Here is a 17,597-nt window from a genome sequence, read left to right as displayed (position 1 = left end):
GAAATTCATCATGCGACTTCAAGGCAATATCGCCCTGATCACCGGCGCGGCGCAGGGCATCGGCCTGGCCACCGCGCGCAAATTCGCCGCCGAAGGCGCAAGCCTGGTGCTGTGCGACCGCAACCCCGCCACCCTCGACCCGGTGGCCGCCGAGCTGCGTACCGGCGGCGCGCAGGTGCTGGCGCAGGCGCTGGACGTCACCGACCGGGCCGCGTTCACCGCGCTGGTCGATGCCGCCATCGCGCGCTTCGGCCAGATCGACACCCTGGTCAACAATGCCGGCATCACCCGCGACGCGCGGCTGGTGAAAATGACCGATGCGCAGTTCGACGCCGTGATCGACGTCAACCTGCGCGCGGTGTTCCGCTGCACCCAGATCGTGGCAGAGCACATGATCGAGCGGGGCCGCGGCGCCATTCTCAGTGCGTCCAGCGTGGTGGCGCTGTATGGCAATTTCGGCCAGACCAACTACGCCGCGACCAAGGCCGGCATCGTCGCCATGACCAAGACCTGGGCGCGCGAACTCGGCCCCAAGGGGGTGCGGGTCAACGCGGTCGCCCCCGGCTTCATCCAGACGCCCATGCTCGCCACCATCCCGGACAAGGTGATGGACCAGATGGCCGAGCGCGTGCCCCTGCGGCGCCTGGGACAGGCCGAGGAGATCGCCAGCGTCTATGCCTTTCTCGCCAGCAGCGAGGCCAGCTACATCAGCGGCGCGGTCATCGAGGTCGATGGCGGAATGACGCTATGAGCAATGTCCTGTTCGAAGACGGCGGCAAGTTCCACGCCGGGCGCGTGATGAGCGAGGCCGAAGCCAGCCTGCAGGTCGAGCTCGAATCGGGCAAGCGGCAGAAGATCAAGGCCGCGCAGGCGCTGGTGCGGTTCGACAAGCCCGCGCCGCCGGAGCTGATGCACTGGGCGCAGGCGCAGCAGGACGGCATCGACCTCGACCTGCTGTGGGAATTTGCTCCGGAGGACGAGTTCCACTTCGATCAGGTCGCCGCCGATTACTACGGCGGCACGCCCGACGCGGGGCAGCGTGCGGCCATTTTGCTGCGCCTGTTCGGCGCGCCGCATTACTTTCAGCGTCGGGGGCGCGGCGGGCTGTTCCGCAAGGCACCCACACAGCAGGTGCAGGCGGCGCTGGCCGCCATTGCCCGCAAGGAAGAGCAGCTTCGACAAATTGAGAGTTTTGCCGCCGAGCTGGCCGCTGGCCGTTGCCCGCAGCCCATCGCCGACAAGCTCTATCAGATCCTGTTCAAGCCGGACAAGAACAGCCCCGAGTTCAAGGCGGTGGCGCTGGCAGTGAAACAAACCGGCCACGGCGCGCTCACCCTGCTGCGCGACGCCGGTGCCATTGCCTCGCCCTGGGCCTTTCACATGCAGCGGTTCTTGCTGGAACGCTTTCCCAAGGGCACGGCGTTTCCTGCGCTGCCCATCCCCCAGGGCACTGAAGACCTGCCGCGGGCCGAGGCCGCCGCGTTCAGCATCGACGACTCGGCCACCACCGAGATCGACGATGCGATCTCGGTGCGGTGGCTGGACGATGGCCGGGTGCGACTGGGCATCCACATCGCCGCCCCCGCGCTGGCGCTGACGCGCGATTCGGATTGGGAACAAGTGGCGCGCAACCGCCTGTCCACCGTGTACATGCCCGGCGACAAGATCACCATGCTGCCCGATGCGCTGGTGCAAACCTTCACCCTTGAGGCCGGGCGCGACTGCCCCGCACTGTCGTTGTATTGCACCGTGGGCGACGATCTGCAGGCCACTGATTTCGATACCCGCGTGGAATCGGTGCACATTGCCAGCAACCTGCGCCACGACCAGCTCGACGCCGTGGTCACCGAAGCGGCGCTGGCCGCCGATCCGGCCGCGCAGCCCTATCCGCACGCCGCCGAACTCGCCTGGCTGTGGCGCTTTGCGCAGGCGCTGAAAAAAGGCCGCGAGCAGGTGCGCGGCAAGCCCGAGCGCGCCGGCGGCGTGGACTACACCTTTCGCATCGACGGGCTGGAACACGGCGCGGAAAGCGCCACGGTGCGCATCGAGCCGCGCCGCCGCGGCGCGCCGCTGGACACCATCGTCGCCGAGTTGATGATCCTGGCCAATGCCACCTGGGGCGGCTGGCTGGCCGAGCTGGGCATGCCCGGCATCTACCGCAGTCAGAGCGGCTACGGCGCCACGCTGCGCACCCGCATGGGCATCAAGCCCGCGCCACACCAGGGGCTGGGCGTGCCGCAGTACGCCTGGTGCACCTCGCCGCTGCGGCGCTATGTCGATCTGCTCAATCAAGGGCAACTCATCGCCTGCGCCCGCTTCGGCAAGACCGCGCTGCTGCAGGCGCCATTCAAGCCGCGCGACCCGCTGCTGTTCGCCATCGTCGAATCGTTCGAGGACACCTACAAGGCCTACGCCACGCACCAGTCGGCGCTCGAGCGCTACTGGACACTGCGCTATCTGGCGCAGCAGGGACTGAGCACCTTCGAGGCCACGGTGCTGCGCGATGGCGCGGTGCGGGTGGACGGCCTGCCACTGGTGTTCACCGCCGTTGGTGCGCAAGACCTGCCGCGCAATGCGCGGGTGCAGGTGCAGATCACCGGCACCGATCTGATCACCCTGGAAGTGTTTGGCCGCGTGCTCAGCCAGCTCGACATGCCGCAGCAGGCTGCCGAGGCAAGCGCCGAGACCGAAGCCGAGGAGGAGGACGAAGCCGTGGCGCTGGCCGCGCCGATCAGCGTGGCGGTGGACAGCGAAGACGGCGCCGCGCCCGAAAACCCCGACGCCGCGCCAGACGCCACGGCCGGGCAGGCTTCGTAGAATCGCGCGGATTTCGCCCGACCCGCACCGTGCCCTTTCCCCGCCTGCGCTCCCTCACTCCCCTGCACTGGGCCATCCTCGCCTCGGTCGGTGTGCATGTGGGCATTCTGAGCCTGCGCTTTGCCGCGCCGCAGACCTTCAACCGCCTGTTCGACAACGCCCCGCTCGACGTGGTGCTGGTGAACCAGCGCACCGAAGACGCCCCGGCCAAGCCGCAGGCCATCGCGCAGGCCAATCTGGACGGCGGCGGCGACGCCAAAAAGGGCCTGGCCACCACGCCGCTGCCGTTCACCGCCGAGGTGTCGCAGGGCGAAGCCGCGACCAACCAGCAGCGCAGCCTGTCCGACCTGCAGCGCAAGCAGCAGCAGTTGCTCACCCAGGTCAGGCGGCAGATCGTGCAACTGGCACAGACCGCCCGTCTGGAACCCGATCCGCAGCAAAAAGAGGCGCTGGAGCAGAAGCGTCGGCAGCTGCTCGCCATGCTCGGCGCGATCGAGCGCCAGATCCAGCAGCAGAACGCCAGACCGCGCCGCCGCTTCATCGGCCCGTCCACGCGCGAGGCCGCCTACGCGCTGTATTACGACAAGCTGCGCACCAAGATCGAAACCCTGGGCACGCGCGAATTTCCGCAGATCGATGGACGCAAGCTGTATGGCAGCCTGATCATGTCCATCACCATCGGCGCCGACGGGCGGCTGGTGGCCACCGACGTGGTGCAGGGCTCGGGCAACCCCACCCTCGACCGGCAGGCCCGCGCCATCGTGCAGGCTGCACAGCCCTATGGCCGCTTCACCGAGGCCATGCTCAAGCAGGCCGATCAGATCGTGGTGATCTCGCGCTTTCGCTTCACCCGCGATCAAGGGCTGGAGACCGCAGTCCAGGCGCCGCCCAGCCCGGCCCAGGCCACTCCCTGAACGCAGCAGACACCTCATGACCGCGCTCTACGCCGTGTTCGGCAATCCCATCTCCCACAGCCGCTCGCCGCGCATCCACGCGCTGTTCGCCGCGCAGACCGGTGCGGCGCTGCGCTATGAAGCGCGCCTTGCGCCGATCGACGGCCTGGAGCAGGCGCTCGACGCCTTCCATGCCGAAGGCGGCTGCGGCGCCAACATCACCGTCCCGTTCAAGTTCGACGCCTGGCGGCTGTGTGCCCGCCGCAGTCCGGCAGCGCAACTGGCGCAGGCGGTCAACACCATCGGCTGGGACGACGGCGGGCTGTGGGGCGACAACACCGACGGCATCGGCCTGGTGCGCGACCTGGCCCGCGTGCTCAGCGCAGGCGACGTGCACCGCCCGCTGCAGGGCCAGCGCCTGCTGCTGCTCGGCGCAGGCGGCGCGGCCAGCGGCGTGCTCGGCCCGCTGATCGCCGCTGGCGCCCGCGCCATTGCCCTGTGGAACCGCAGCGCCGACAAGGCGCAGGCCCTGGCCGCGCGGCACAGTGCGCTGGCGGCGCAGCACGGCGCCGATCTGCAGGTGGTGCAAGGCCCGCCCCTGCACTGGGCAGACGGCGTGATCAACGCCACCGCCGCCAGCCTGGACGGCAAGGCGCTCGACCTGCCGGGCGGCGTGCTGCGCCCCGGCGTCTGGGCCTACGACATGATGTACGCCGCGCAGGACACCCCGTTCGTCGCGCAGGCCCGGGCCACAGGCGCGCAGGCCTGGGACGGCCTGGGCATGCTGGTCGAGCAGGCCGCGCAGAGCTACACCCTGTGGCACGGCGAGGCGCCCGACACCGCTCCGGTGCTGGCCACGCTGCGCGCCGAACTCGCCACACCGCATACCCGTTGAACATGAAACAAGGCAAACCCGCGCCGCTGTGGCGCCGTCTGCTGTGGCTGACTCTGCTGTCCGTGCTGGTGCTGCAGGGCTATTTCGCCCTGCGCATCGCACTGTGGACGGTCATTCCCCCGTCGAGCACCACCTTCATGCGCGCTGCCGAGTTGCGCATTCTCAAAAGCGGCGACAAGGTCGAGTGGCAACACGACTGGGTGCCCTACGACGCGATCAGCCCCCACCTCAAGCGCGCGGTCGTCGCCTCGGAGGACGCCACGTTCCTGACGAATGACGGCGTGGACTGGGACGCCATCCGCAACGCCTGGGACCGCAACCACAGTACACGCAATGAACGCCGCGGCAAGCTCGTCGGCGGCTCGACCATCACCCAGCAGCTCGCCAAGAACCTGTTCCTCTCGCCCGAGCGCGACTACCTGCGCAAGGCGCAGGAGCTGGTCATCACCTACATGCTTGAAGGCATTTTGGGCAAGCGCCGCATTCTGGAGATCTATCTCAACAGCGTCGAATGGGGCAATGGCATCTACGGCGCGCAGGCCGCAGCGCAAACCTACTTCCACACCGACGCCGCGCGCCTGAGCCCGGCCCAGGCCGCACGGCTGGCAGTCATGCTGCCCGCGCCGCGCATCTACCAGAAGCGCCTGTACTCGCCCTATATGAATGCCCGCACTGCGGTGATCGCCGCGCGGCAGTGGCAGGTGCAGATTCCGCGCTAGGAGTCTGTCGGGCTTGGGGCGCGGATGGCGAAAAAGGGCTGTGGGGATGCGATGTGTCCTCAGCCGCGCACCAGTTCGGCGAACGCGCCGTCGGCGGCATGCAGCGTGGCGTCGATCACCGCGTCGTCATGCGCCGCGGAGACGAAACCCGCCTCGTACATGCTCGGCGCCAGGTACACGCCGCGGTCGAGCATGGCGTGGAAAAAGCGCTTGAAAATGTCCACATCGGCCCGCGCCATGTCGGGGTAGTTGCGCGGCAACTCGGCGGCGAAATAGAAGCCGAACATGCCGCCTTCGCTGTCGGTGCGGAAGGTCACGCCATGCCGGGCCGCCGCAGCGTCCAGGCCGCGCAGGAGTTTTTGCGTCGCGGCGCTCAGGCGGTCGAAGAACCCGGGCTGCTGGATCAGCCGCAGCTGCGCCATGCCGGCAGCCACCGCCACCGGGTTGCCCGACAGCGTGCCGGCCTGGTACACCGCGCCCAGCGGCGAGAGCTTGTGCATCACGTCGGCACGGCCGCCGAAGGCCGCCAGCGGCATGCCGCCGCCGATCACCTTGCCCATCACCACCAGGTCGGGGCGGATGCCATAGACCTGCTGCGCGCCGCCCAGCGCCACGCGAAAACCGGTCATCACCTCGTCCCACACCAGCAGCGCGCCATGTTCGGTGCACAGTTCGCGCAGACGCTGGTGCCAGGCCGACGTGCCACGGATGAAATTCATGTTGCCAGCGATCGGCTCGACCATCACGCAGGCGATCTCATGCCCGCGCGCGGCGAACAGTTCCTCGATCTGCGCGATGTTGTTGAACTCGAGCACCAGGGTGTGTCTGGCCAGATCGGCCGGCACGCCTGCCGAACTCGGGTTGCCGAAGGTCAGCAGCCCGCTGCCGGCCTTGACCAGCAGGCTGTCGGCATGGCCGTGGTAGCAGCCCTCGAACTTGACGATGGCATCGCGCCCGGTGAATCCGCGCGCCAGACGGATGGCGCTCATGCCGGCCTCGGTGCCGCTGGAGACCAGCCGCACCATCTCGGCGGCAGGCATCAGCCGGGTGATCGCCTCGGCCATGTCGATCTCGTCGGCGGTGGGTGCGCCGAAGCTCAGCGAACGGGTGGCCGCGCGCTGCACCGCCTCGATGACCTCGGGGTGGGCGTGCCCGGCAATCATCGGGCCCCAGGAGCCGATGTAGTCGATGTAGCGCGTGCCCTCGGCGTCGATCATGTACGGGCCTTCGGCGCGGTCGATGAAACGCGGCACGCCGCCGACCTGGCGGAAGGCGCGCACCGGAGAGTTGACCCCGCCGGGGATGGTGCGCTGGGCGCGGTCGAAGAGTTGCTGATTGGTGACGGACATGGTGAGTGCGCTTTCAAACGGACATCGCCCCGGCGTGCAGGGCGATGGAGGATTTGCGGGGTGAATCTGGCGACAGATTCAGACAGACTTCATTGCAGAGTCGGGGTTCCCGGTTCGCCCGGAATCTCATCTTCGTCCTCGGCGGGTTGCGCCCAGAAAAAACGATCCGGGACGACCTGTCCCATGCCGGGGCGATAGCCGAAGTCCAGGCAGTGATCGAGATACTCGATGGCCTCGTGCACCGCCTGATCGAGCTTGGCGCCGTTGGCCAGAATGGCCGTGAGCACGGCAGACAGGGTATCTCCTGCGCCGGTGAAACCGGCCTCGAACAGCTCGAAGCTCTCGCGCAGCAGCACGCGGCGCGGGCTCATCAGCACATTCTCCACCTTGCCTTCGCCAGCCAGCATGCCGGTGACGAGCAGGTACTGCACCCCAAGCTGCTGCGCCTTGTGCATCAGCGCCTCCAGGGTGGGCGGGGTTTCACCGTCCCAATCGGGCAGCAGCAACTGCGTGAGTGCGCTCTGGTTGCCGGTCAGCACCCGGGTCTGCGGCAGGATGAGATCCTGCATGGCCTTGATGTAGTCATCGGCCTGCGCCTCGTCGAGCACATGGAAGTTGCTCGCGTAGGTGACCAGCGGCACCTGGCTGTAGTCGGCCAGCAGTTCGGCCACGGCATTGACCACGTCGACCGTGCCGAGAAAGCCCACCTTCCAGGCGGAGATCTCGACATCTTCCAGCACCGCACGGGCCTGCTCCACCACCGCATCGGCTTCGATCTCGATGGTGTCGAAAATTTCTGCGGTGTCTCGCACCCAAAGCGCTGTGGTGACCGGCAGGGGATGGCAGCCCACGGCGGCGCATGAGGCCAGATCGGCGGCCAGCCCGGCGCTGCCGCTGGGATCGGCCGCGTTGAAGTACATCACGGCCGGAGGGGATTCAGTGGATTCATTCATCATGCAGTCATGGTAGTGCGACTGCCGCACGGCGCAAGCGTCGCCAGTCAACGTGTGCTTGGGTCAAAATGCAACAGCGGCTCATAGAATCGTTGAATCTTCACTCTGACCCCGATACGCTGTGGACAAACAAGAACTGAACAGTTGGATGTGCCTGATTTGCGGCTTCATTTACTCCGAAGCCGAGGGCCATCCAGAAAGCGGTATCGCGCCGGGAACACGCTGGGCGGACGTCCCCATGAACTGGACCTGCCCGGAGTGCGGTGCGCGCAAAGAAGATTTCGAGATGGTGCCGGTTTGATCGGGAACGGCAAGTCACCACGTCAGTTTCAACGCGTGTTCATTTCTCCACCTTTCGCAAAGGATGTGCATGGTTGCGCCTACCAGCTCATTCAAAGTGTTGGTCATCGATGACAGCAACACCATCCGCCGCAGCGCCGAGATCTTTCTCAAGCAGGCGGGCTACGAGGTGCTGCTCGCCGAGGATGGCTTCGACGCCTTGTCCAAAGTCAACGATCACCATCCCGACCTGATTTTCTGCGACATCCTGATGCCCCGCCTCGATGGCTACCAGACCGTGGCGGTCATCCGTCGCAGCGGTAAGTTCGCGCCGATTCCCATCGTCATGCTCTCCAGCAAGGATGGCGTGTTCGACAAGGCGCGCGGCCGCATGGTGGGCGCGCAGGACTACCTGACCAAGCCCTTCACCAAAGACCAGTTGCTCGACGCAGTCAAGCGCCACCTGACCCCGGCGCTGACTGGCATCTGATTCATTCTCCACTCTGACTGCCATGCCAGTTCACAACATTCTCATCGTCGACGATTCCAAGACCGAGCTCTATTTCCTCTCCGACCTGCTCACCAGGCACGGCTACGCCGTGAACACAGCGGAAAACGGGGAACAGGCGCTGGCCATGCTGACGGCCACCAAGCCCGATCTCATCCTGATGGATGTGGTCATGCCCGGACAGAACGGCTTTCAGCTCACGCGCCAGATCACCCGCGACCCCAACTACGCCGGTATTCCGGTCATCATGTGCACCAGCAAGAAGCTCGAAACCGACAAGGTCTGGGCCATGCGCCAGGGTGCATCCGACTACGTCATCAAGCCGGTCAACGCCACCGAACTGCTCGACAAGATTCGCGCTATCGCCTGACGCAGCGCGTGCTGACTTCACCCGCTGATTTCACCCGAGTTCACCAAGCCTCCCACCCAACCCAGTCATGTCCAGAGCCTCGCTTCGCGAATTCCAGACCCACCTTGCGCAACGCCTGAACGCGGCGCAAAGCGGGCAATCGCCGTCCCGCTGGCTGGCGGTGATGGCTGGCCCGATGCGCCTGCTGCTGCCTCTGGAATTCTCCGGAGAAATCTCCCCGATGCAGCACTGCGCACCGCTGCCGCATGCGCGTCCCTGGTTTCTTGGGCTGGTGAGTCTGCGCGGACAGGTCTGCGGTGTGGTGCATCTGGGGCGATTCATTGAACAGGATGCCAGCAGCCATCCTCCCGCCCCGTCTGCACAGGCGCGCCTGATCCAGTTTGCCGCCGCGCTCGATCTGAACACTGCCCTGCTGGTCGACCAGTTGGTCGGTCTGCGCAACCCGGACCAGTTGCGGATCGACCGCAGCATCAGCAGCGATCTGACCCACACCTGGCTGGGTGCGGCATTCCGCGACGAGGATCAGAACCTCTGGCGCGAGGTGGACCTGCTGGCCCTGGCTGAAAACGAACAATTCCTGAACGTCGTCTGAGCACGCGCCACGCTCGCGGCCGACACACTTTGCACTGCAGCATGTCCTGATCAACCTTCAGCACATCGGTTTTGTCTTCAACGCCTTTCACGTCTCACGGAGCGGTCATGTCCTTACTCTCGTCCCTGTTCGGAACGAAAAACAAAGAAACTCAAACCGACACCGAAATCGCGCCCACGGGGTATGGCCGGTCGGGACAGGAAACCCTGCAGATCGACTCGAGCATCAACGACCCGGCCGGCACGCTGAATCTGGCTCAGGGCAATCGGCCGCTGATCCTGCGTCTGCCCATGATCGGCCGCATGCCGCTTGCGCAGCAGCAGCGTTTTTTCGGCATGATGCTCATCATTTCACTGGTGCTGCTTGGCCTGACCCTCATCGTCGCCTTGCGCGGAACCTCCGACTCCGCCAGGCAACTTGAAGCCTCCGGTGCGGCACTGACGCAGTCGCAGCGTCTGGCGCGCGCAATGAACGCGGCCTTGCTCGGCAACAAGGAGGCTTTCGCCACGGTTCGCTCCAGCGCCGACGCACTCAAGGCCGACGTGAATGTGCTCCAGCAAACCACGCCGCCGTCTGGCGCACAGCCCCTGCTCGCGAAGATCGGCCCGGAGACCGACAACACCCTCAAGAATGCGGAACTGCTGCTCAAGCAGGAAACCGTGCTGACCACCACGGCGCAGCAGCTCACCGACATCAACCGCCAGACCGACGCCCTGCTCGACAGCGCGCAAACCCTCACCTCGCTGCTGCTGCAGCAAAGGGCCTCGCCCGGCAACATCAACGCGGCCAGCCAGCTCACCATGCTGACGCAGCGCATCGACAAATCGGCCAACGCCTTCCTGTCGTTCCAGGGCGTGCGTCCCGAGGCGGTGTTCGCCCTGGGCAAGGATCTGAGCACATTCAACGACCTGAGCAAGGGGCTGCTGGATGGCAATGCCGATCTTCAGCTCACCGCCGTGTCCGACTCGCAGGCGCGGCAGCAACTGCAAAACCTGATCCAGACCTACGCCAAGACCGAAGCCGCCGCCCGCGCCCTGCTGGCCAATCTGCCGTCGCTGGCGTCCGCCCGTGAAGCGCAAAACGCCGTGCTCGCGTCCTCCGGTCAGCTCTACGACAACCTCAGTCAACTGCAGCGCCTGTACGCCACGCGCACCGGCGTGAGCTGGACTGCCATTGTGTTCCTCGCCCTGCTGGGTCTGCTGGCCATCATTGCGGCAGCCGACCTGATCTACATCATGCTGAACGAAGCCCGCCAGCGTGCCACGCTGGTGGAACTGCAGCGGCGCCAGACCGAACGGCAGGAACTCGAGGCTCGGCGCACCAACGAATCCAACCAGGCGGCCATTCTGCGCCTGATGAACGAACTGCAGACCGTGGCCGAAGGCGACCTCACGCAGCAGGCCACCGTGACCGAAGACATCACGGGCGCCATCGCCGACTCGGTGAACTACACCGTGGAAGAACTGCGCACCCTGGTGGGGCAGGTGCAGCAAACCGCCGACCAGGTGGGCGAAGGCGCCGAGCAGGCGCAGGCCACGTCCGACCGCCTGATGCAGCAGGCCGACGAACAGCTCAAGGTGATCCGTGAAACCGGCCAGTCGGTGCTCGACATGGCGCAGCACATCAACCAGGTCTCGGTGCAGGCGCAGCAGTCGGCGCAGGTGGCCAATCTGTCGCTGCAGGCCGCCGAGCAGGGCCAGCGCGCGGTGCGCAACTCCATCGACGGCATGAACAGCATCCGCGAACAGATCCAGGACACCTCCAAGCGCATCAAGCGACTGGGCGAATCGTCGCAGGAAATCGGCGAAATCACCGAGCTGATCTCCGACATCACCGAGCAGACCAACGTGCTGGCCCTGAACGCCGCCATTCAGGCCGCCTCCGCAGGCGAGGCCGGACGGGGCTTCTCGGTGGTGGCCGAGGAAGTGCAGCGGCTGGCCGAACGCTCGGCCGAGTCTGCCAAGCAGATTGCCGCGCTGGTGCGCACCATTCAGACCGACACCCAGGATGCCGTGGCCGCCATGGAAAAGAGCACGCAGGGCGTGGTCGAAGGCGCCAAGCTGGCCGACAACGCCGGCGCCGCGCTGGCGCAGATCGACCAGGTGTCGCGCCAGCTCGCGGAGCTGATCACCCAGATTTCACAGCAGACCCAGGTGGAAGCCGCTTCGGCCAACAAGGTGGCCGACAACATCCAGACCATTTTCACCGTGACCGAGCAAACCTCCGAGGGCACGCGCTCCACCGCGTCGCTGGTGCGCGAACTCGCCCGCGTTGCCGACGATCTGCGCCAGTCGGTCTCGCGGTTCAAGATCAACTGAACTGTCTCCATCCTCCGCCTCCCAACGTCCGTTCCTCGGCTTTTCGGCATGAACACAGTCCCCGCTTCGAACCCCGCCGTGCACACTGCCCCAGAGGTGGACATGGGACCGCTGGCCTGGTTGCTCGACCAGATCAGCGACAACCTCCAGTCCGCCCGCACGGCACTCAAGCGCGCCTCCCTGCAGCAGGACGACGGCATCCTCGGATCCGGGCAGGCCGAAAAGTCGGGTCTGCGCACCGCCCGCACCCAGGTGCACCAGGCCGCCGGAGCCATCGAGCTTCTGGGGTTTTTCGGTGCGGCGCGGCTGATGCAGGCTGCAGAAAGCGCCCTCGACCGGCTGATCGAGCATCCGGAACAGCTCGATGCCGCAGCGCTGCAGCGCTTCGAGGCCGGCTTCAACGCCCTGGTCGATTACCTCGAATCCCAGCGCGCGGGCAAGAACGAGCCAGCGCTCAAGCTCTACCCCCAGTACCGCGACCTGATGGAACTGGCGCAGGCCGAGCGCATCCACCCTGCCGATCTGTGGGACTACGACTGGACCTGGCCTGACGCCCCCGCGCTGCCGGGCACGCCGCCACTGGGTGCTGACGACCGTGCGCAATTCGAGATGGGATTGCTGCATGTGCTGCGCGGACAACAAACCGCCTCCGCCATGCGCGATCTCGATGCCGTGGCGCGCAAGGCGCAGGCCAACGGCCTGGGGCCGACCGCCAGTCTTTGGTGGCTGGCGCGCGGTCTGTTCGAGGCCATCGGCGCCGGGCTGCTCACCCCCGACCTGGACATCAAGCGCCTGCTCAACCGCCTCAATCTGCAATTGCGCAGCCAGCTGCAAGGCCAGAATCCGGCGCCGCAACGCCTGGGTCACGACCTCACCTTTTTCTGCGCCCAGGCGCTGCACGGCAGCGGCAATGCCCATGCGCAGGAACTCCCTGTCCTGCGCGCCATCGACAGCAAACTCCAGCTCGCCGCCGCGCCGTTTGCCGATTACCAGCAGAGCCATTTCGGCCTGATCGACCCGGCTCTGGTGCAGCAGGTCAGAAAGCGCGTGCAGACCCTGCGCGACGCCTGGAGCGCGCTTGCCGGTCATGCGCAAACCCATCTCGATTCGGCGCGCATGGCCCGCCTGATCGAACTGGCGCAAGCCCTGCAGCAGCCGTTGCGCACCCTCGTTCCGGGCAGCGAAGCGCTGGTGGACGCGCTGGCAGCGTTGTTCAGGAAAATCAGCGCACGCAACGACTTCCTCACGCCGGAACGCGCACTCGACGCCGCCACAGCCATCCTGTTCCTCGAAATCAGCTTTGCGCATTTCCGGCCCGAAGAGCAGCGGTTTCTGGAGCGCGCGCAAATCCTCGCCCAGCGTCTGAACCAAAGCGCAGACGGCCTCACCCCCGATCCGCTCGCCGGGTGGATGGAAGATCTGTTCCGCCAGGCCTCCGAATCGCAGACCATGGGCAGCGTGGTCCAGGAACTGCGCGCCGACATGAGCACGGTGGAAAAGTTGCTCGACGCGTATTTCCGCAATCCGTCGACCAAACCCGACCTTGCGCCCGTGCCCCATCTGCTGTCGCAGATGCGCGGCGTGTTCTCGGTGCTCGGGGTGGATGTGGCGAGCGCGGCCCTGACCTACCTGCGCGACGAGATCGACGCGCTGCTGGGCACGGACACCCCCCCGGACACGCAGCGCTTCGACGCCCTGGCCAGCAATATCGGCGTGCTCGGTTTTCTGGTGGACATGCTGTCCTATCAGCCCGAACTGGCCAAGACCCTGTTCGTGTTCGACAGCGAGCAAAAGGTGCTGCGCGCCATCGTGCCGTCGATCCAGCGCACTGCGCCGCCCACTCAGCAGCAGGACGTCGAGCACGCCGCGCAGCAGCTCAAGCACGATATTGCGCAGGGCCTTGCCCCCGAGCAGACCGAGCAGCGCCTGGCCCAGTTGCGGGCCGAGGCCGCGCTTGCTGGCGTGCCCGACATGCCGGCGCAGTTGCTGCAGCCCGAACTGCAAGTGGAGCAGCCCGCCGAGGCGCCCCAAGCGGCAGACCTGCCCGTTTCCACGCCGGAGGCACTTGACGCCCCCACAACTCCCCCCGCGCCCGAAACCACGCCGCCCGCCGCGGCGCAAGACGACAACCCGGAAGACGAACTCACCGACATCTTCCTGGAAGAAGCGCGGGAGGTCATCGGCAACGCCGAGGCGCAACTGTTGCACTTGCGCGAATTTCCGGAGGACGAAGGCGCACTCACCAGTCTGCGCCGCGGCTTCCACACCCTCAAGGGCAGTTCGCGCATGGTCGGCCTGCGCGAATATGGCGAAGCCGCCTGGGCGCTGGAACAGGTGTTCAACCGCCAGATCGCAGACCAGCACCGTGCCACCCCAGGCCTGCTCGACCTGGCCCAGCAGGCGCTCACGGAGCTCGGCCAATGGACCGAGGCCATCGCCCGCAACGCGGCCGATGGGTTCAGCAGCGACACGCTGCGCCGCGCCGCCGAGGCCTATGCCGCAGGCGAATCCTCCGCGACCCAGGCCCACACAGCAGCCCAGCCTGCTGCGGAGCAACACGCTGCGGAGGTTCCGGCAAGCACCGCTCTGGAAACGCAAGACGACGCCGAAGCCGCGCACGACCAGACCCATGCCCCCACCGACTTCGACGCCCTGTTCGCCGGCATCGACCTCGAACTTCCGGCGCTGGACGCCGAGCCGCCCAGCGCCACCCCGACGGTCGAGGAAGTCGACATGGCGGCCTTCGAGGCCGCGCTGACCGCACAGGAGCCGCCGCAGACCGTCGAGCAGACAGCAGCCCAGCCCGCGCCGCCCGCTCCGTCCGAGCATCCCGAGCCCGCACCGCTGCACGACGACCTCGTGGCGGAAGATGCCGCCGTGCGACAGATCGGCGAGCTGCGCATTCCCACCCCGCTCTACAACATCTACCTGGCCGAGGCGGACGAGCTGTCCCGCCATCTGCAAAGCGAAATCCACGCCTGGCTGAGCGACACCGCCCAGCCCATTGGCGAACACGCTGCCATTGCCGCGCACAAACTGGCCGGCAGTTCCGCCACAGTGGGCCTGCGCAGCGTGGCCGATCTCGCCAGTCAGACCGAGCATGCGCTCGATGCCTTGCGTGCATTGCCTGCGCACGCCACGCTGCCCGCAGATCTCGACGCGCTGGCGCAGGCTGCGAGCGACATCAAGCAGCTGCTGCATCAGTTCGCCGCCGGCTTTCTCAAGCCCGTCCAGCCCGACTTGCTGGGGCGGCTCGACGCGCTGTGCGAGGCGGCCCAGGCGGTGGCCGCACTTCCCGGCGAGGCGCAGCAAGCCGTTGCAGAACCGCAGCCCGGCATGGTTGCGGCAGAACCCGCGCCCGAAGCTGTGCATGACGCCAAAGCCGCAGACGAGGCAGCGCCCGCGCTCATTCCCGCCGCCCCCCAGGAGGCCGAGCCTGCCCCCGCAATCGAAACCCCCTTGCCGCACGACAGTGGCGCGGGCCTCGCAGCTGCGCCGCATCAGCTTGTCGACACGATCGACCCGGACCTGTTTCCGATCTTCGAGGAAGAAGCCAACGAACTTCTGCCCGCACTGGCGGCCAGCCTGCGCCAGTGGGAACAGCACCCGATGGATGTCGGCCCGGCGGCGCAGGCCATGCGCGCCCTGCACACCCTCAAGGGCAGCGCGCGCATGGCAGGCGCCATGCAGCTGGGCGATCTGGCGCACAACCTCGAATCCGACATCGATTCCCTCACCGCCAACACCCCGGTGAGCGAGACCGATCTGGCCGAACTGCTGAGCCGTTTCGATCATCTCAACACCCGTTTCGACCGTCTGTGCAGCGCCGCGCAGCGTGGCGAAAGCCAATTGCTCGATCTGCCCGCCTCCGGCCCCTCCGAAGTCTTCACCCCGGACGCCGCGCCCCAGGCCGCGGCGATACCGCTGGCGTCCGCCACGCCCGCCCCACACACCACAACCGAGCAGACGGCACGTCTGGCAACGCCGCGCATCGCGGCACAGGCGGTGCGGGTACGCGCCGGACTGCTCGACCGGCTGGTCAATCAGGCCGGTGAAATCACCATTTCACGCGCCCGCCTGGAAAGCGAATTCAGTGCCATCCGCAGCTCGGTGGGCGACCTGAGCGACAACCTCGAGCGCCTGCGCCAGCAGGTGCGCGAAATCGAAATCCAGGCCGAGGCGCAGATGAGCGCGCAGGTGCAGGCCGCGCGCGACGAGCACCGCGACTTCGACCCGCTGGAGTTCGACCGCTTCACCCGCACGCAGGAACTCACCCGCATGATGGCCGAGTCGGTCAACGACATCGCCATGGTGCAGGGCACGCTGGGCCGCCTGCTGCGCGAAGTGGACGACGACATGACCCGCCAGGCGCGCCAGACCCGCGAACTGCAGCGCGACCTGCTGCGCACCCGCATGGTCGAGTTCGACAGCCTGTCCGAGCGCCTGTACCGTACCGTGCGGCAGGCAGCCAAGGATCTGGGCAAGTCGGTGCGGCTGGAAATTGTCGGCGGCACGATCGAGCTCGACCGCGGGGTGCTCGAGCGCGTGTCCGGCAGTTTCGACCACCTGCTGCGCAACGCCGTGGCACACGGCATCGAAACCGCCGAAGAACGTCAGGCCGCAGGCAAGCCCGCAGTCGGCACCATCACCCTGAGCCTGCGGCAGGATGGCAACGAAGTGGTCATCACCCTGGCGGACGATGGCCGCGGGCTGAACTACGCCGCGATCCGCGCCAAGGCCGAACGCCTGGGTCTGGTCGCTCCCGGGCAGGCCCTCTCCGACGAGGAACTGACCCAACTGGTCTTCCGCCCCAACTTCAGCAGCGCCGAAAGCACCACGGCGGTGGCCGGCCGTGGCGTGGGGCTGGATGTGGTGCGCACCGAGGTGGCCGCGCTGGGTGGCCGCGTGCTGCTCGACAACCAGCCGGGCGCCGGTGCCCGCTTCACCCTGCTGCTGCCGCTGACCACTGCGATCACCCATGTGGTGCTGCTGCGCACCGGCGCCACAGTCTATGCCGTGCCCGCCAATCTGGTGGACATCGTGCTGCGCTTCAAGCCCGAGCAGATCGCCAGCGCGGCGCATGCGCACACCATCGACTATGCCAACAGCACCCTGCCGTTCTACTGGCTGGGCGCCCTGCTCGGCCAATCCGGTCAGAGCAGCGAACCGTTCGGCAAGAGCGTGCCGGTGGTTGTGATCCGCAGCGCCACCCAGCGCGTGGCCATTCAGGTGGACGAAGTGGTCGGCAACCGCGAAGTGGTGGTCAAGAACCTCGGGCCGCAGCTCTCCCGCGTGCCTGGCCTGGCCGGCATTTCGGTGCTGCCCTCGGGCGATGCCGCACTGATCTACAACCCGGTGGCGCTGGCATCGGTGTATGGCCAGGAGGCCACCGCACGGATGGACGCTGCGCTCCTGGCACCGGTACCCGAGGCCGCACTGGCCGAACCTGCCGTACTCGCGCCATCCGGCGACGCGCTCCCCACTGTTCCGGCCGCGCCGGAAGCCGCCGCGCCGCGCAGCGCGGCACCGCTCATCCTGGTGGTGGACGACTCGATCACGGTGCGCCGGGTCACGCAGCGTTTCCTCGTGCGCAACGGCTATCTCGTGCAACTCGCCAAGGATGGCCTGGACGCGCTGGAGCAATTGCAGCAGGCCAGCACCCTGCCCGATGTCATCCTGCTCGACATCGAAATGCCGCGCATGGACGGCTTCGACCTCACGCGCAACATCCGCGCCGATGCGCGGCTGCAGAAGCTGCCCATCATCATGATCACCTCGCGCATCGCCGACAAGCACCGCAACTACGCTGCGCAGCTCGGAGTGAATCACTACCTGGGCAAGCCCTACTCCGAGACCGAGCTGCTGCAGCTCATCGAGACGTTCGCAACCCAGCCTGTCTGAGCG

At 66.9% G+C, this 17,597-nt stretch carries 13 protein-coding genes; 11 read left to right on the top strand and 2 right to left on the bottom strand.

All coding sequences use genetic code 11. From position 1 onward, the window contains the following. The first annotated feature begins 10 nt into the window (after window positions 1-10). Genes fabG through mtgA form a run of 5 tightly spaced genes read left to right on the top strand, consistent with a single transcriptional unit; the run spans window position 11 to window position 5,324 of the window. Window positions 11-751 carry a 3-oxoacyl-ACP reductase FabG gene (gene fabG / locus AC1ZQA_RS03375; protein WP_482678422.1) on the top strand — a complete coding sequence of 247 codons (741 nt, stop codon included), beginning with the start codon at window positions 11-13 and terminating at the stop codon, window positions 749-751. After that, the gene (locus tag AC1ZQA_RS03370) at window positions 748-2,817 is read left to right on the top strand and encodes a ribonuclease catalytic domain-containing protein (protein WP_482678421.1); all 2,070 of its coding nucleotides are present in this window, start codon (window positions 748-750) and stop codon (window positions 2,815-2,817) included. Before fabG ends, AC1ZQA_RS03370 begins: the two co-directional genes overlap by 4 nt. Window positions 2,818-2,846: 29 nt before the next feature. After that, window positions 2,847-3,731 carry an energy transducer TonB gene (locus tag AC1ZQA_RS03365; RefSeq protein WP_482678420.1) on the top strand — a complete coding sequence of 295 codons (885 nt, stop codon included), beginning with the start codon at window positions 2,847-2,849 and terminating at the stop codon, window positions 3,729-3,731. Window positions 3,732-3,747: 16 nt separating this feature from the next. After that, window positions 3,748-4,605, top strand: coding sequence for a shikimate dehydrogenase (aroE, locus tag AC1ZQA_RS03360; protein ID WP_482678419.1), 858 nt, complete (start codon window positions 3,748-3,750; stop codon window positions 4,603-4,605). 2 nt (window positions 4,606-4,607) lie between these two features. Then, on the top strand, window positions 4,608-5,324 hold the full coding sequence (gene mtgA, locus AC1ZQA_RS03355; protein WP_482678418.1) for a monofunctional biosynthetic peptidoglycan transglycosylase: 717 nt from the start codon (window positions 4,608-4,610) through the stop codon (window positions 5,322-5,324). 59 nt (window positions 5,325-5,383) lie between these two features. On the opposite strand, the gene hemL is transcribed toward mtgA, so the two are convergent. Both hemL and thiD read right to left on the bottom strand, forming a co-directional pair. Continuing rightward, window positions 5,384-6,673 carry a glutamate-1-semialdehyde 2,1-aminomutase gene (hemL, locus tag AC1ZQA_RS03350; protein WP_482678417.1) on the bottom strand — a complete coding sequence of 430 codons (1,290 nt, stop codon included), beginning with the start codon at window positions 6,671-6,673 and terminating at the stop codon, window positions 5,384-5,386. 89 nt (window positions 6,674-6,762) lie between these two features. Next, window positions 6,763-7,629 carry a bifunctional hydroxymethylpyrimidine kinase/phosphomethylpyrimidine kinase gene (thiD, locus tag AC1ZQA_RS03345; protein WP_482678416.1) on the bottom strand — a complete coding sequence of 289 codons (867 nt, stop codon included), beginning with the start codon at window positions 7,627-7,629 and terminating at the stop codon, window positions 6,763-6,765. Between the two features lie 145 nt (window positions 7,630-7,774). Here thiD and AC1ZQA_RS03340 point away from each other — a divergent pair, with 145 nt between their 5' ends. The 6 genes from AC1ZQA_RS03340 to AC1ZQA_RS03315 all read left to right on the top strand — a co-directional run bounded on the left by AC1ZQA_RS03340 (window position 7,775) and on the right by AC1ZQA_RS03315 (window position 17,594). Continuing rightward, the gene (locus AC1ZQA_RS03340; protein ID WP_013106818.1) at window positions 7,775-7,927 is read left to right on the top strand and encodes a rubredoxin; all 153 of its coding nucleotides are present in this window, start codon (window positions 7,775-7,777) and stop codon (window positions 7,925-7,927) included. Between the two features lie 69 nt (window positions 7,928-7,996). Then, complete coding sequence (locus AC1ZQA_RS03335) at window positions 7,997-8,395, top strand: response regulator (RefSeq protein ID WP_482678415.1); 399 nt, start codon at window positions 7,997-7,999, stop codon at window positions 8,393-8,395. Between the two features lie 22 nt (window positions 8,396-8,417). Further along, the gene (locus tag AC1ZQA_RS03330) at window positions 8,418-8,783 is read left to right on the top strand and encodes a response regulator transcription factor (protein WP_482678414.1); all 366 of its coding nucleotides are present in this window, start codon (window positions 8,418-8,420) and stop codon (window positions 8,781-8,783) included. Window positions 8,784-8,850: 67 nt separating this feature from the next. Next, window positions 8,851-9,375 carry a chemotaxis protein CheW gene (locus AC1ZQA_RS03325; RefSeq protein ID WP_482678413.1) on the top strand — a complete coding sequence of 175 codons (525 nt, stop codon included), beginning with the start codon at window positions 8,851-8,853 and terminating at the stop codon, window positions 9,373-9,375. Window positions 9,376-9,482: 107 nt separating this feature from the next. Continuing rightward, on the top strand, window positions 9,483-11,693 hold the full coding sequence (locus AC1ZQA_RS03320; RefSeq protein ID WP_482678412.1) for a methyl-accepting chemotaxis protein: 2,211 nt from the start codon (window positions 9,483-9,485) through the stop codon (window positions 11,691-11,693). A gap of 78 nt (window positions 11,694-11,771) precedes the next feature. Beyond that, window positions 11,772-17,594, top strand: a complete 5,823-nt coding sequence (locus AC1ZQA_RS03315) for a hybrid sensor histidine kinase/response regulator (RefSeq protein WP_482678411.1) — start codon at window positions 11,772-11,774, stop codon at window positions 17,592-17,594. Window positions 17,595-17,597: the final 3 nt, after the last annotated feature.

This window comes from Thiomonas sp. DCM-2, assembly GCF_056820905.1.
The sequence above is the reverse complement of the archived record's forward strand: the minus strand, read 5'-3'. Positions and strand labels throughout refer to the sequence as shown.

Coding starts and splice junctions, on each gene's coding strand:
- fabG (WP_482678422.1), top strand. CDS start 11: ATGCGACTTCAAGGCAATATCGCCCTGATCACCGGCGCGGCGCAGGGC.
- AC1ZQA_RS03370 (WP_482678421.1), top strand. CDS start 748: ATGAGCAATGTCCTGTTCGAAGACGGCGGCAAGTTCCACGCCGGGCGC.
- aroE (WP_482678419.1), top strand. CDS start 3,748: ATGACCGCGCTCTACGCCGTGTTCGGCAATCCCATCTCCCACAGCCGC.
- mtgA (WP_482678418.1), top strand. CDS start 4,608: ATGAAACAAGGCAAACCCGCGCCGCTGTGGCGCCGTCTGCTGTGGCTG.
- hemL (WP_482678417.1), bottom strand. CDS start 6,673: ATGTCCGTCACCAATCAGCAACTCTTCGACCGCGCCCAGCGCACCATC.
- thiD (WP_482678416.1), bottom strand. CDS start 7,629: ATGATGAATGAATCCACTGAATCCCCTCCGGCCGTGATGTACTTCAAC.
- AC1ZQA_RS03340 (WP_013106818.1), top strand. CDS start 7,775: ATGTGCCTGATTTGCGGCTTCATTTACTCCGAAGCCGAGGGCCATCCA.
- AC1ZQA_RS03335 (WP_482678415.1), top strand. CDS start 7,997: ATGGTTGCGCCTACCAGCTCATTCAAAGTGTTGGTCATCGATGACAGC.
- AC1ZQA_RS03330 (WP_482678414.1), top strand. CDS start 8,418: ATGCCAGTTCACAACATTCTCATCGTCGACGATTCCAAGACCGAGCTC.
- AC1ZQA_RS03325 (WP_482678413.1), top strand. CDS start 8,851: ATGTCCAGAGCCTCGCTTCGCGAATTCCAGACCCACCTTGCGCAACGC.
- AC1ZQA_RS03320 (WP_482678412.1), top strand. CDS start 9,483: ATGTCCTTACTCTCGTCCCTGTTCGGAACGAAAAACAAAGAAACTCAA.